The following is a 612-nucleotide window of genomic DNA, read 5'->3' as shown; positions in this document are numbered from 1 at the left end:
TGCCGGGGCGGATCTCCGCGTCGTCGGCCGCCACGCAGGCCACGCGTTCCCAGCCGTCGAGCGCCAGCGTCACCCGCTCCGGCGGACGGCCGAGCACCAGCAGCCGCCCCGACGGATGCTCGGCGCGGTGGCCGGCAAACAGCCGTTCCAGCGGAGTGGCGTCGCGGATCATGGGCCAGGGCTATGGTGCGGACAGTTTGGCGCGAACAGGCCTCAAGCCCTTTCGACCGCCAGGGCAATCCCCATGCCGCCACCAATGCACAGCGTCGCCAGCCCCTTCTTCGCGTCGCGGCGCGCCATCTCGTGCAGCAGCGTCACCAGCACGCGCGCGCCGGATGCGCCGATCGGGTGGCCGATGGCAATCGCGCCGCCGTTGACGTTCAGCTTCGCCGGGTCCAGCCCCAGCTCCTGGCCCACGGCCAGCGCCTGCGCGGCGAACGCCTCGTTGGCTTCGATGAGGTCGAGATCAGCAACGCTCCAGCCGGCCTTTTCCAGCGCCTTGCGGCTGGCCGGCACCGGGCCGATGCCCATGATGGCGGGGTCGACGCCGACGCTCGCAAAGCCGGCGATGCGCGCTAGCACCGGCGCGCCGCGGCGGGNGGCCTCGGCGGC

General features: G+C 73.2%; 1 pseudogene. It reads right to left on the bottom strand.

Going from position 1 to position 612, the window contains the following annotated elements:
* Window positions 1-213: 213 nt before the first annotated feature.
* Window positions 214-612 (bottom strand): annotated as a pseudogene (locus GJV64_RS15260) (acetyl-CoA C-acetyltransferase); the annotation flags it as partial.

This window comes from Sandarakinorhabdus rubra (genome assembly GCF_010994245.1).
In the GTDB taxonomy this organism is placed as follows: Bacteria; Pseudomonadota; Alphaproteobacteria; order Sphingomonadales; family Sphingomonadaceae; genus Sandarakinorhabdus; species Sandarakinorhabdus rubra.
The sequence above is the reverse complement of the archived record's forward strand: the minus strand, read 5'-3'. Positions and strand labels throughout refer to the sequence as shown.